The organism is Pseudomonas sp. ADAK18 (assembly GCF_012935695.1).
Taxonomy (GTDB): domain Bacteria; phylum Pseudomonadota; class Gammaproteobacteria; order Pseudomonadales; family Pseudomonadaceae; genus Aquipseudomonas.
Genome location: NZ_CP052859.1, coordinates 4676059 through 4688356 on the forward strand (window position 1 = coordinate 4676059; position 12298 = coordinate 4688356).

Here is a 12298-nt window from a genome sequence, read left to right on the forward strand (position 1 = left end):
GCAGGCCGGAGCTATAACTTCCTGAATGAAGAAACCTGCCAGATACGCCTATAGATGTGGTCGATTCTGGAAGATTCAAGCGGTCAACGATTGATGCAGGTCAGGAGAGTCTAGCGTTCGAGCCAGATAAGGGAAGCAAACCGACCCGTGCGCGGGCTGCGCCGGTAGGAATAGAAGCGGGGATCGGTCACGGTGCAAAAACCGCCACCGTATACGGCTGTGATGCCGTGTGCAGCCAGACGCAAGCGCGCCAACTGGTAGATGTCGGCCATGAACTTGCCCGGATTCAGACTGGGGACGAACGCCCGCGCCGTTTCCGGAAGTTGCCGCATAAAGACTTCCCGTACTTCCGGGCCGACTTCAAAAGCGTGTGGGCCAATAGCTGGGCCTAGCCATACCAGTATTTCGGCGGGCGCAACGCCCAGGCTTTTAATGGTCGCTTCCAGCACGCCGGCTGCCAACCCACGCCAACCAGCATGAGCGGCCGCGACGCGAGTACCGTCACGATTACAAAACAAGGCTGGCAAGCAGTCAGCCGTCATCGCAATGCAGGCGATGCCGGGGGTACCGGTCCAACTGCCATCGGCTTCGGCAATCTGGCCAGGGTCGGCTTCAACCACGACAACACCATGAACCTGGCGTAACCAGGCCGGCTGGATATTGAAGGCATCGGTCAAGCGTCGACGATTTTCGCTGACAGCTTCTGGGCTGTCCTCGACATGATCGCCAAGGTTGAGGCTGTCGAACGGCGCCAAACTGACGCCGCCCGCACGCGTGGTGACGCAGGCTTTCACCCCGGCCGGCGCGGGCCAGTCAGGAATCAGCCAGCCACTCATCCGATAAATGCCTCACGATCCTGCTTGAGCAGCGACAACAACCAGACAAAATCGTCCGGAAGTGGCGATTCCCAGCTCATCCGCTTACCGCTCGTCGGATGATCCAGCTCCAGGAAGCGCGCATGCAGCGCCTGGCGTGGGAAGGTTTTCAGTGATTCAACCATCGTGACACTCGCCGCCGGCGGAATACGGAAGCGGCCGCCATAGGCCGGATCTCCGACCAACGGGAAGTTGATGTGTGCCATGTGCACCCGAATCTGGTGAGTACGACCGGTTTCCAGCTTGACCCGCACGTGAGTGTGGGAACGGAAACGCTCCAGCACACGGTAGTGGCTGACGGCCTGCTTGCCGCCCTCCATAACCGCCATGCGCTGGCGCTGCTGGCCGTGGCGACCGATGGGGGCATTGATCTTGCCACCCGCCACTACCACGCCGATCACGATACATTCATAGATGCGGCTGACACTGCGGCTCTGCAACTGTGTGACCAGTTGCGTCTGCGCCTGAATGGTCTTGGCCACCACCATCAAGCCGGTGGTGTCCTTGTCCAGACGGTGCACGATGCCGCAGCGCGGGACATTGATGATGTCCGGCACATGGTGCAGCAAGGCATTGAGCAAGGTGCCATCAGCATGCCCAGCGGCCGGGTGAACCACCAGTCCTGCGGGTTTGTTGATCACCAGGATGTCGTCGTCTTCATAGACGATGTCCAGTTCAATGTCCTGGGCGATCCATTCTCCCTGGGCTTCCTGCTCGGCAGTCAGCTCAAGAATCGCACCGCCATGGACTATGTCTCGCGGGCGGATAACCGCTCCATCCACAGTCAGGCGGCCGTCTTTGATCCAGGCGGAAAGGCGCGAGCGCGAGTGCTCAGCGAATAATTGTGCGGCGACTTGATCGAGGCGTTGGCCGCCCAATTCGGACGGCACCTCTGCGCGAAGTTCAATTTTATCGGACATGCTCAGACTAGGCGTGGCACAGCCTTTGGTTTCGGCTGCGCGCTTGTGGTTAAATACGGCGTCTTTTGCCCCGAGGCTTTCAACGGGGCGCTCATCATAACAGGACGGCCCCGCCCAAGACAGCGGCCGTCATAGGGACGCAAGCCGCCATGCAAGTGAAACACCTGCTGCTGATCGCCATCCTCGCCATGACTGCTGCTTGCTCGTCAACAAAGGAAGTCGTCGACGAAAACCTGAGCGAAGTCGAGCTGTACCAACAAGCTCAGACCGACTTGGACAACCACAGCTACACCAGCGCCACAGCGAAGCTGAAGGCACTGGAGTCGCGGTACCCGTTCGGCCGCTATGCCGACCAGGCCCAGCTCGAACTGATCTACGCCAACTACAAGAACGCCGAGCCGGAAGCTGCCAAGTCCGCCGCCGAGCGTTTTATCCGCCTGCACCCGCAGCACCCGAACGTGGATTACGCCTACTACCTCAAGGGCCTGACCTCGTTTGACCAGGACGTAGGCCTGCTGGCGCGCTTCCTGCCGCTGGACATGACCAAGCGTGACCCGGGCGCTGCCCGCGACTCCTACAACGAGTTCGCCCAGCTGACCAGCCGCTACCCCAACAGCCGCTACGCGCCGGACGCCAAGCAGCGCATGATTTACCTGCGCAACCTGCTGGCCTCCTATGAAATCCACGTGGCCCACTACTACCTGACCCGTCAGGCCTATGTAGCAGCCGCCAACCGTGGTCGCTATGTGGTGGAGAACTTCCAGGAAACCCCATCGGTAGGTGATGGCCTGGCCGTGATGACTGAGGCTTACCAGCGTCTGCACCTCGATGCCCTCGCCGCCACCAGTCTGGAAACCCTGAAGCTGAACTACCCGGACCACCCAAGCCTGGTGGACGGTCAGTTCGTGCCAACCGTTGCCGAAGCGGATAACCGCTCGTGGCTGAGCAAGTACACCCTGGGTCTGATCGAGTCCCGTCCACCGCTGCCACCAGGCGAAACCCGCGCCAATCAAGACGTGATCAAGCAGTACCAGGATGCCAAGGACGCTATTCCTTCGGACCTCAAGCCTCATGACGAGAACGGTGACGTGATCGAAGAGCAGGCTCCCGAAGCCTTGGGCAACAACGAAGATCGCTCGTGGTTCAGCTACATGACCTTCGGTGTTTTTGACTGATAGGTTGATGCAGCACAAAAAAGGAGCCCCTCAGGGCTCCTTTTTTATTGCTCACCTTTATTCCGCTGTGCGCCTGTCACGTCCTTGGCTAAACTGCCTAATTCCTTGTCGAGAAGCTGCCCACCATGGTCCGTTTACTGTTCTGGATTGCCCTGATTGCCGCCGCCGTATGGTTTTGGCGCAAATTCAAGCGTCCTGTGCCGATGCAACAACGGCCCAGCGAGCAAGGTGCAACCCCCATGGTTCGCTGTGCCCATTGTGGCGTGCACTTGCCACAGGATCGCGCCCTGAGCTCTCGTCAGGAGTGGTATTGCACACAGGCGCACCTCGAGCAGGGGCCGACGCCTATCGAGCGTCGGTAGCTGCCGCTAGATCCGTCCTGCCGGCGCATAAGGCGCCGGATCAATGATCGGCTCACGCTCCAGCAACAAATCGGCAAACAACTGACAGGATGCCGGAGCTAGAACCAGGCCATTGCGGTAATGCCCACAGTTGAGCCATAACCCTTCAAAGCCAGGTACTTTACCGATATACGGAATACCTTCAGGCGACCCGGGCCGCAACCCTGCCCAGTGCCCCACCACCTGGGCATCAGCCAGAGCCGGAATCAGCTCCACCGCCGAGGCTTTCAGGCTTTCCAGTGCCGACTCGGTAGGCGTCTTGTCGAAGCCCTCATGCTCCAAGGTACTGCCAATCAGAATGTGTCCGTCTCGCCGGGGAATCGCATAGCGGCCTTTGGCTAAGACCATGCTCGACAAAAAGTCCGAAGCACATTTGTACAAAATCATCTGGCCCTTGACCGGCTCCACGGGCAGCACCAAACCCAGACTACCCAGTAACTCGCCGCTCCAGGCACCAGCAGCGAGCACCACATGATCACCACGGACTGGGCCAAGTGCAGTATTTACACCGACAACCTTTCCGTCTTCCTGAATGAAACCTTCTACTGCGCACTGCTCATGAACCGTCACATTGGGTAAAGCCAGCAAGGCGGCCTTGAGCGACTTGACCAGGCGCGGATTGCGTACGTTGGCCACATCAGCCATGTAAATAGCCCGGGAGAACCCCGGGCCCAGTACGGGAACCGTGTCATGGGCCGCAGAAACATCCACCTTGCTCAATGGACGGCCTTCGCGGGCAGCCCAGGCAAGCGCTTCGGCTTCATCATCCAGGTCCAACCAAAACAAACCGGTGGTATGAACCTCGGGGTCGACCCCGGTAGCATCGAATAACCGCTCGCCCAACTGCGGGTAGAAATCCTGGGACCAATGGGCCAGCGCGGTAACCGCAGGACTGTAACGCCACGGATAGAGCGGCGAAACAATGCCACCGCCAGCCCAGGAAGACTCCTGCCCCACCGCCGAACGGTCCAGCAGCGCTACCGCCAGCCCTTGGGTTGCCAGATTGAACGCCGTCAACAGACCGATAACCCCGCCGCCGACAATCACTACTTGCTGTTGCTGATTAGCCATCTTTCGATCCAGCCGATAAAAAGAAAAGAACGCATCTGGCGCCCAATCATTCACGATCCTCATCATCGCCCCCAGCAGGCCTTGCGTGACATCCCGGGCGCGGCTGTCGGATTGGTCGCAACACCGCTGCTGGTCAGGCTGAAGTCACCACACAGATCGCCCATCATCACTGACCCGATAATGGGCGTAGCTACCAGAATGAAATCCTGAGGGTTCAGTGCCACCGCGATTCTATAGCGATCATTGCCCGCACTGACGCCGCTTGCATCAATAAAGGTGCCGTTCCTCGCATAATAACGCTCAAGGTACTGGGCCTGCTCAGTCAGTAGCCCGGCTATTTCGGTGCGATACGCCCTTTTCATATGGCCGGTGTATCCGGGATACACAATGCCGGCCAAGGTCGCGACGATCGCCACCGCGATCAATAATTCGATCAGGGTAAAGCCCTTACTGCATCTGCTCATCACGCCACTCGCCTACAGAAGTTGTCGCCACATGACTCGTCGGAAGCGGCCCCCCTGCCCGTCATCCAGCACCACTCGCGCATACACCGTCTCCAGCACCGTCCGTGAGTGGCCACTGATGCCCACTGCGGTCACCCGGTACAACGTCGCCGGAGTTTCGGGTGGCAGATGAGCCAATCCAACTCCGCGCCCCAGGTTTTGAATGCCATAGACACCACTCTTCGTGCCCACCCAAGTGATCGTGGATACAGGATCAGTCCCTGGCCCGGTTACCTGAACAGATTCACTTGGAGCACTGCATAACGCAGTAGTCCTGCAGGGGCGCAAGTCAAATCCCGGGGCCTGCACCGCAGACTCGCCCAGCCTCAGTCCACTTTCAGCACTTTGAAATGACTGGTTGCGCAGCCTGACACTGCCGGTGATCTTTTCCTGGGAGATTGCTCCCTGCATCGAAGACAACCCGATAAGCGCCAACAACAGCAGGAACACCAGACTGATTGGCAGCACCACGCCGGCCTGCCACGAATGAAACCGAAATTGACGTCGCGGCATAGGGCTACTCCAGACGATTACGCAACGCCGCCACGACGCTGTACGTCTGATCTCTCACCCTCCCACCGGGATCCTGGAGCGTCAGGAGGATGCGCACACTGCGTATCAAAGCTTCGTCAGTAGGGCTGGTGTCATACCGGGTCACAACGCTTGACCCCGCCTTTGCGGCCATCCCGAAACTGAGATCGAATGCCCGCACGTTATCCACCAGGACCGCCTTGGCCGGAGCTGCGGGTGTGCTCAGCCTTAACTGCCCTCCTTCAAAGGTGTATGTCAGCTTGCGAACAGGGAAGCTGGTATGCCCAGGTGCAGGCTCCGAAATGGTTCCAGCATAGGCTTGGGCAACGCTGGTGCAATCGGAGAGCACCGTCCAGTCGGCTTTACTGCCAGTGTTTCCAGCATCCGCAGTGACCAGTGTCAGGGTCTTTGAGCTCCCAGCAACGCTCCAGCCAACAGGCCGTGAAAAGTCCGCCGGAGCGTTGACGATGGATGCAATGGACAGACAACCAAACATGCCCGCCAGACGGATCTCCTGAATCAGCTTACCCAGGATAAACCGCGCATCGTCCTGCAAAAGCGCAGACGCATTCTGGCTGGCATAGGTACTGCGAGCGCTGATAGATATCTGGACCAGCCCTATAACCAGCACCAGCCCAAGGGTCAACGCCAACAGCATCTCGACCATCCCGAAACCACGATCACGGCGAGTCATTGCAACGCCTTCGGGTCGACTGCAACACGACTGGTCAGCGTGAACGTTTCTCGGGCGCCGCTGGCATTCGTCCCCCGGGAGTCGTCCCAACTGATACTGACGGTCACCTCTCGCCGATTGATGGAGACCGAACCTTTGGCGCTTTCACCAGCAAACCCGAGGATATTGGCCTCAAAATCATGCAGGTCGAGGTCACGAACACTGGCCATCACGGTATTGGCAGGAGCACTTTCCAGCTGCCCCCATGAATAGTCGACTCCCGAATTGGCGCGAATCCGGTCCAGCATGTCATAGGCGATAAAGCTGGCCTGGCTGGTCATCCTTGAGCTGTCGGTGTACTTCAAGGCCTTGAGTTGGATCAGCGCCGCTCCCAGCAATCCAACGGCGAGGATCAACACCGAAACCAGGACCTCGATCAAGGTCATACCGACCTGCGATGCTGGGGAGGGTTGGGCGTAAGACGTCATTGGGCAGGCGTGCATACCATCGTCATCCGTGTCGAAGGGTGTCAAAAGGCAGGGAGAAATCTCCTCTGCGGCCCAAGACTAGCGCCTGTCCTGGAGCTGCGCTGCACCTCGGAACAAAGCGAAATACTTTGGACAGGAAGGCCACCATTCATCACTTCGAAGCCGACGCTATAACTATGTCTGCCAACTGGCCGCCTGAATTCCGATGAATAAGGCCAACCACGACAAGAACGTCCACGGAGGGACGACATATGAAACAGTATGGTTTTACGTTGATCGAACTACTGTTCGGCCTGATCCTCAGCGGTTTCCTGGCTCAATTGGCCATGCCCAGTTTCAAGGGGCTGCTTGAGTCACAGCGCCGTCAGAGCGCCGCCGAGTCTTTGGTCGGAGGACTGCGCTACGCCCGAACCGAAGCCATCGCGCGCAACCGCCCGGTCATCATCCATGCGTTGGACGATGACTGGAGCCTGGGATGGAGGGTCATACTCGACCTGAGCGGCCGCGGCCATCTGGACAATAGCAATCCAGTGCTACTGGAGCGACAGGACACCGGGCAGGTACCGATTGTGGGCAATACGCCGGTGAGGACCCAGATACGCTTTAGCGGACTGGGCGAACCATTGCTGTCAGCAGGAGGTTTTCGAGCCGGCACTGTGCACGTTTGCGCAACAGACCAGCCACTGAGCGTGCACCAAGTGGTGCTGGCGCCCACCGGCCGCATCAGCCTGCGCAATGACAAGACCGAACAGGCGCTATGCCGGAGTTACACCGGCACGCTGGGCCTTAGAGCAGCGAGCGAACCCGCAGCTCCTTGGGCATGGAGAAAGTGATGTTTTCTTCACGACCGGCCAACTCATCCGCGCCGGTGGCGCCCCAGGCTTGCAGTTGCTGAATCACACCACGCACCAACACTTCCGGGGCCGAAGCGCCAGCAGTGATGCCGATACGCTCGACGCCATCGAACCAGCTGCGTTGCAAGTCTTCAGCACCATCGATCAGGTAGGCCGGGGTAGCCATACGCTCGGCCAGCTCCCGCAGACGGTTGGAGTTGGAGCTGTTGGGACTACCGACCACCAGCACCACATCGCACTCGTCGGCCAATTGCTTGACGGCGTCCTGGCGGTTTTGCGTGGCGTAGCAAATATCGTCCTTGCGTGGCCCACCAATCGCCGGGAAGCGCGTGCGCAAGGCATCGATGACACGGCTGGTATCGTCCATGGACAAGGTGGTCTGGGTGACAAAGGCCAGCTTCTCCGGATTGTGCACTTGAAGTGCGGCCACATCTTTTTCGTCTTCCACCAGATAGATCGCACCGCCATTGCTGGCATCGTACTGACCCATGGTGCCTTCGACTTCCGGATGACCGGCGTGGCCGATCAGGATGCACTCACGACCGTCACGGCTGTAGCGTGCAACTTCGATGTGAACCTTGGTCACCAGCGGACAGGTGGCGTCGAACACTTTCAAGCCACGGCCGGCCGCTTCGGTACGCACAGCCTGGGAAACACCGTGAGCACTGAAGATGACAATGACATCATCCGGCACTTGATCCAGCTCTTCGACGAAAATAGCGCCGCGAGCCCGCAAGTCCTCAACCACGAATTTGTTGTGGACCACTTCATGACGCACGTAAATCGGCGGCCCGAAGACTTCCAGGGCGCGGTTGACGATTTCGATCGCCCGGTCCACGCCGGCGCAGAAGCCACGGGGATTGGCGAGTTTGATTTGCATGCTGTGCCTCGTGTCTTTGTGGGAGCTGGCTTGCCTGCGATGCAGGCGACTCGGTGTATCAGCTACTCCGAGGCGATGCTATCGCAGCGGTGCGACGATTCGACAAGCCAGAGCCCACATAAGCCGGTTCGTCAGTTAGATAGCTTTAACGTCGATGATTTCAACATCAAAGGTCAAGGTTTTACCGGCCAACGGATGGTTGAAGTCGATGGTCACCTGGGCGTCGTCAAAGATTTTGACCACACCCGGCAGCTCGGTATTCGCCGCATCGTTGAAAATCACCAACAGGCCTTCCGACAACTCCATATCCTGGAACTGCGAACGCGGGATGATCTGTACGTTTTGCGGATTTGGCTGACCAAAAGCGTTTTCCGGCAGGATCTGCAGGTTGCGTTTGTCGCCAGCCTTGAAACCGAACAGTGCCGCTTCGAAACCCGGTAGCAGGTTGCCATCGCCGACCTTAAAGGTCGCCGGGGCCTTGTCGAAGGTGCTGTCGACCGTGTCACCGTTCTCCAGGCGCAGTGCGAAATGCAAGGTGACTTCCGTGTTCTGGCCGATGCGTTGCTCAGCCAATACCTGTTCAGTCATGAACGGTTTCTCCGGTTTTCTTACTTTTGAACATATCCAACGCCAGCATGATTGCACCGACGGTGATGGCGCTGTCGGCAAAATTGAACGCTGGGAAATACCAGCGGTTCTGCCAATGCACCAGAATGAAGTCGATCACATGGCCCAAGGCAATGCGGTCGTACAGATTGCCCAGCGCGCCACCGAGCACCAGAGCCAACGCAACCGCCAGCCAGGTGTCATTACGGCCAAGACGCTTGAGCCAGACCACCAGCACCGCACTGACCACTACCGCAATCAGGGCAAACAGCCAACGCTGCCAGCCGGAGCTGTCAGCCAGGAAGCTGAAGGCAGCACCGGTGTTGTAAGCCAAGGTCCAGCTGAAGTAGTCAGGAATGACCACGATCTGCTGATACATCGACAACGAGCCCTCGAAGTGAGCCTTGCTGAGCTGGTCAATGACCAGCACCAGCACGCTCAGTACGAGCCAGCCCAGACGTCCGAAACGACCGGCAGCATTAGGCATAGTGACGAACCTCGCCAGCGCCGCTGATGTTGTCGACGCAACGACCGCAGATTTCCGGGTGCTCAGGATTCACGCCAACGTCTTCACGGCAGTGCCAGCAGCGGGCGCACTTGGCGAAGGCCGACTTGACCACTTTGAGCTTCAGGCCCGGCACTTCGGTAGCCACCGCATCGGCCGGAGCCTGGACGAATGGCGCCAGGCTGGCAGTCGAAGTGATCAAGACAAAGCGCAGCTCATTACTCAACTTGGCCAGGTCGGCGGTCAGGCCCTCCTCAGCAAACAACGTAACTTCGGCCTGCAGGTTGCCGCCAACGGCCTTGGCCGCACGCTGGTTCTCCAGCTCCTTGTTCACGGCGACCTTGACGGCCATCACGCCTTCCCAGTACTCGCGCCCCAGCTCGAAGTCAGCCGGCAGTTCGGTCAGGCCTTCGTACCAGGTATTGAGCATGACGGACTCGTTACGCTCACCCGGCAGGTATTCCCACAGCTCATCTGCGGTGAAAGCCAGGATCGGAGCAATCCAGCGCACCAGCGCTTCGGAGATGTGATACAGCGCGGTCTGCGCCGAACGGCGGGCCTTGCTGTTGGCGCCGGTGGTGTACTGGCGGTCCTTGATGATGTCGAGGTAGAAACCACCCAACTCCTGCACGCAGAAGTTATGGATCTTCGAGTAGACGTTCCAGAAACGGTATTCGCCGTAGTGCTCTTGCAACTCGCGCTGCAGCAACAAGGTACGGTCCACGGCCCAACGATCCAGGGCGAGCATGTCCTCGGCCGGCAGGATGTCAGTGGCCGGGTTGAAGCCGGTCAGGTTCGACAGCATGAAACGTGCGGTGTTACGGATACGGCGGTAGGCGTCAGCGCTACGCTGCAGGATCTGCTCGGACACGGCCATCTCGCCCGAGTAATCGGTAGAGGCGACCCACAAGCGCATGATGTCGGCACCGAGCGTGTCGTTGACCTTTTGCGGAGCGATCACGTTGCCTAGGGACTTGGACATCTTGCGGCCGTTTTCGTCGACGGTGAAACCGTGGGTCAGCAGTTCGCGGTACGGTGCGTGATCGTCGATGGCGCAACCGGTCAACAAGGACGAGTGGAACCAGCCGCGGTGTTGATCCGAACCTTCCAGGTACAGGTCGGCGCGAGGACCGGTTTCGTGGCCCATTGGGTGCGAACCGCGCAGTACGTGCCAATGCGTGGTACCCGAGTCGAACCAGACGTCGAGGGTGTCACTGATTTTGTCGTACAGCGGCGCTTCGTCGCCGAGCAGCTCGGCAGCGTCCAACTTGAACCAGGCTTCGATGCCTTCCTGTTCAACACGCTGGGCCACAACTTCCATCAATTCGACGGTGCGCGGGTGCAGTTCGCCGCTTTCCTTGTTCAGGAAGAACGGGATCGGCACACCCCAGTTGCGCTGGCGGGAAATGCACCAGTCCGGACGGTTGGCGATCATCGAGTGCAGGCGCGCTTGGCCCCAGGCCGGGACAAACTGGGTATCTTCGATGGCCTTGAGCGCGCGTTTGCGCAGGGTTTCGCCGCTGGTCGGCTCTTTGTCCATGCCGATAAACCACTGCGCGGTAGCGCGGTAGATCAACGGGGTCTTGTGGCGCCAGCAGTGCATGTAGCTGTGGCTAATGGTTTCGGTGTGCAACAACGCGCCGACTTCCGACAATTTGTCGATGATCGCCGGGTTGGCCTTGAAGATGAACTGGCCACCGAAGAACTCCAGCGATGGCGCGTACACGCCATTGCTTTGCACCGGGTTGAGGATGTCATCGTTGACCATGCCATAAGCCTTGCAGGTCACAAAGTCGTCCACGCCATAGGCAGGCGAGGAGTGAACCACACCGGTACCAGCACCCAGTTCGACGTAATCAGCCAGGTACACCGGCGACAAACGGTCGTAGAACGGATGGCGGAAGTTGATCAGCTCCAGGGCCGAGCCGGTGGTGGTCGCAATCACCGAACCTTGCAGGTTGTAGCGGCTCAGGCACGACTCAACCATCTCTTCTGCCAGTACCAGCAGCTTGTCACCGACATCCACCAGGGCATAGGTGAATTCCGGATGTACGTTCAGCGCCTGGTTGGCCGGGATGGTCCACGGGGTGGTGGTCCAGATCACGATGGAGGCTGGCTTGGCCAAGCTCGCCAGACCGAAGGCTTGCGCCAGCTTGGCTTCGTCAGCGATCGGGAAGGCCACGTCGATGGTTGAGGACTTCTTGTCTTCGTATTCCACTTCCGCTTCAGCCAGGGCCGAACCGCAGTCAAAGCACCAGTTCACAGGTTTCAAGCCCTTGAACACGAAACCGCCCTTGACGATTTCGGCCAAGGCACGGATTTCACCGGCCTCGTTCTTGAAGTCCATGGTCTTGTACGGGTTGGCCCAATCGCCCAACACACCCAGACGGATGAATTCGGACTTCTGCCCTTCGATCTGCTCGGTGGCATACGCACGGCACAACTCGCGAGTTTTGTCGGCGCCCAGGTTCTTGCCGTAGGTCACTTCGACTTTGTGTTCGATCGGCAGACCGTGGCAGTCCCAACCCGGGACATAAGGCGCGTCGAAACCCGAAAGGGTTTTCGAGCGGATAATCATGTCCTTCAGAATTTTGTTCAGTGCATGACCGATGTGAATCGTGCCGTTGGCATAAGGAGGGCCGTCGTGCAGGACGAATTTCGGACGATCCTTGCCAATCTCGCGCAACTTTCCGTACAGGCCAATACTGTCCCAGCGCTGCAGAATCTGCGGTTCGCGCTGTGGCAGGCCGGCCTTCATTGGGAAGGCGGTGTCCGGAAGGTTTAGCGTGGCTTTATAGTCGGTCATTTAAGGCTCT

14 protein-coding genes are annotated in these 12298 nt (G+C 59.0%); 3 read left to right on the forward strand and 11 right to left on the reverse strand.

Annotation, left to right across the window (positions count from 1 at the left end; translation table 11 throughout):
* Positions 1 to 110: 110 nt before the first annotated feature.
* Complete coding sequence (gene pgeF, locus HKK55_RS21105) at positions 111 to 836, reverse strand: peptidoglycan editing factor PgeF (protein WP_169356433.1); 726 nt, start codon at positions 834 to 836, stop codon at positions 111 to 113.
* Positions 833 to 1795 (reverse strand): 23S rRNA pseudouridine(1911/1915/1917) synthase RluD, encoded by a 963-nt coding sequence (gene rluD, locus HKK55_RS21110; protein WP_155584738.1) that lies wholly within the window; start codon positions 1793 to 1795, stop codon positions 833 to 835. The genes pgeF and rluD overlap by 4 nt, the downstream gene beginning before the upstream one ends.
* 149 nt (positions 1796 to 1944) lie before the next feature.
* Here rluD and HKK55_RS21115 point away from each other — a divergent pair, with 149 nt between their 5' ends.
* Complete coding sequence (locus tag HKK55_RS21115; protein ID WP_169356434.1) at positions 1945 to 2970, forward strand: outer membrane protein assembly factor BamD; 1026 nt, start codon at positions 1945 to 1947, stop codon at positions 2968 to 2970.
* A 125-nt stretch (positions 2971 to 3095) separates the two neighbouring features.
* Complete coding sequence (locus tag HKK55_RS21120) at positions 3096 to 3332, forward strand: PP0621 family protein (RefSeq protein WP_169356435.1); 237 nt, start codon at positions 3096 to 3098, stop codon at positions 3330 to 3332.
* A gap of 6 nt (positions 3333 to 3338) precedes the next feature.
* On the opposite strand, the gene thiO is transcribed toward HKK55_RS21120, so the two are convergent.
* From thiO to pilV, 5 genes are all read right to left on the reverse strand, one after another.
* On the reverse strand, positions 3339 to 4442 hold the full coding sequence (thiO, locus tag HKK55_RS21125; protein WP_169356436.1) for a glycine oxidase ThiO: 1104 nt from the start codon (positions 4440 to 4442) through the stop codon (positions 3339 to 3341).
* A 62-nt stretch (positions 4443 to 4504) separates the two neighbouring features.
* Entirely contained in the window at positions 4505 to 4906 is a 402-nt protein-coding gene (locus HKK55_RS21130; protein ID WP_169356437.1) for a type IV pilin protein, read from the reverse strand.
* Between the two features lie 12 nt (positions 4907 to 4918).
* Complete coding sequence (locus HKK55_RS21135) at positions 4919 to 5458, reverse strand: PilX N-terminal domain-containing pilus assembly protein (protein ID WP_169356438.1); 540 nt, start codon at positions 5456 to 5458, stop codon at positions 4919 to 4921.
* Between the two features lie 4 nt (positions 5459 to 5462).
* Complete coding sequence (locus HKK55_RS21140) at positions 5463 to 6170, reverse strand: PilW family protein (RefSeq protein ID WP_169356439.1); 708 nt, start codon at positions 6168 to 6170, stop codon at positions 5463 to 5465.
* The gene (pilV, locus tag HKK55_RS21145) at positions 6167 to 6652 is read right to left on the reverse strand and encodes a type IV pilus modification protein PilV (protein ID WP_169356440.1); all 486 of its coding nucleotides are present in this window, start codon (positions 6650 to 6652) and stop codon (positions 6167 to 6169) included. Before pilV ends, HKK55_RS21140 begins: the two co-directional genes overlap by 4 nt.
* A gap of 236 nt (positions 6653 to 6888) precedes the next feature.
* On the opposite strand from pilV, the gene HKK55_RS21150 reads away from it, so the two are divergent.
* Complete coding sequence (locus HKK55_RS21150; RefSeq protein WP_169356441.1) at positions 6889 to 7470, forward strand: GspH/FimT family pseudopilin; 582 nt, start codon at positions 6889 to 6891, stop codon at positions 7468 to 7470.
* Here the strand turns inward: HKK55_RS21150 and ispH are convergent.
* From ispH to ileS, 4 genes are all read right to left on the reverse strand, one after another.
* Entirely contained in the window at positions 7424 to 8371 is a 948-nt protein-coding gene (gene ispH / locus HKK55_RS21155; protein WP_155584746.1) for a 4-hydroxy-3-methylbut-2-enyl diphosphate reductase, read from the reverse strand. The genes HKK55_RS21150 and ispH overlap by 47 nt on opposite strands.
* A gap of 135 nt (positions 8372 to 8506) precedes the next feature.
* Complete coding sequence (locus HKK55_RS21160) at positions 8507 to 8944, reverse strand: peptidylprolyl isomerase (RefSeq protein ID WP_178128891.1); 438 nt, start codon at positions 8942 to 8944, stop codon at positions 8507 to 8509.
* Positions 8945 to 8951: 7 nt separating this feature from the next.
* Positions 8952 to 9464, reverse strand: a complete 513-nt coding sequence (lspA, locus tag HKK55_RS21165; protein ID WP_169356443.1) for a signal peptidase II — start codon at positions 9462 to 9464, stop codon at positions 8952 to 8954.
* Positions 9457 to 12288, reverse strand: a complete 2832-nt coding sequence (gene ileS, locus HKK55_RS21170; RefSeq protein ID WP_169356444.1) for an isoleucine--tRNA ligase — start codon at positions 12286 to 12288, stop codon at positions 9457 to 9459. The genes lspA and ileS overlap by 8 nt, the downstream gene beginning before the upstream one ends.
* Positions 12289 to 12298: the final 10 nt, after the last annotated feature.

What these genes read in the sequence shown, in the direction of transcription:
- HKK55_RS21120 (WP_169356435.1), top strand. Translation starts at nt 3,096, where the DNA reads ATGGTCCGTTTACTGTTCTGGATTGCCCTGATTGCCGCCGCCGTATGG.
- rluD (WP_155584738.1), bottom strand. Translation starts at nt 1,795, where the DNA reads ATGTCCGATAAAATTGAACTTCGCGCAGAGGTGCCGTCCGAATTGGGC.
- ileS (WP_169356444.1), bottom strand. Translation starts at nt 12,288, where the DNA reads ATGACCGACTATAAAGCCACGCTAAACCTTCCGGACACCGCCTTCCCA.
- pilV (WP_169356440.1), bottom strand. Translation starts at nt 6,652, where the DNA reads ATGCACGCCTGCCCAATGACGTCTTACGCCCAACCCTCCCCAGCATCG.
- HKK55_RS21130 (WP_169356437.1), bottom strand. Translation starts at nt 4,906, where the DNA reads ATGAGCAGATGCAGTAAGGGCTTTACCCTGATCGAATTATTGATCGCG.
- pgeF (WP_169356433.1), bottom strand. Translation starts at nt 836, where the DNA reads ATGAGTGGCTGGCTGATTCCTGACTGGCCCGCGCCGGCCGGGGTGAAA.
- HKK55_RS21115 (WP_169356434.1), top strand. Translation starts at nt 1,945, where the DNA reads ATGCAAGTGAAACACCTGCTGCTGATCGCCATCCTCGCCATGACTGCT.
- HKK55_RS21150 (WP_169356441.1), top strand. Translation starts at nt 6,889, where the DNA reads ATGAAACAGTATGGTTTTACGTTGATCGAACTACTGTTCGGCCTGATC.
- thiO (WP_169356436.1), bottom strand. Translation starts at nt 4,442, where the DNA reads ATGGCTAATCAGCAACAGCAAGTAGTGATTGTCGGCGGCGGGGTTATC.
- ispH (WP_155584746.1), bottom strand. Translation starts at nt 8,371, where the DNA reads ATGCAAATCAAACTCGCCAATCCCCGTGGCTTCTGCGCCGGCGTGGAC.
- lspA (WP_169356443.1), bottom strand. Translation starts at nt 9,464, where the DNA reads ATGCCTAATGCTGCCGGTCGTTTCGGACGTCTGGGCTGGCTCGTACTG.
- HKK55_RS21140 (WP_169356439.1), bottom strand. Translation starts at nt 6,170, where the DNA reads ATGACTCGCCGTGATCGTGGTTTCGGGATGGTCGAGATGCTGTTGGCG.
- HKK55_RS21135 (WP_169356438.1), bottom strand. Translation starts at nt 5,458, where the DNA reads ATGCCGCGACGTCAATTTCGGTTTCATTCGTGGCAGGCCGGCGTGGTG.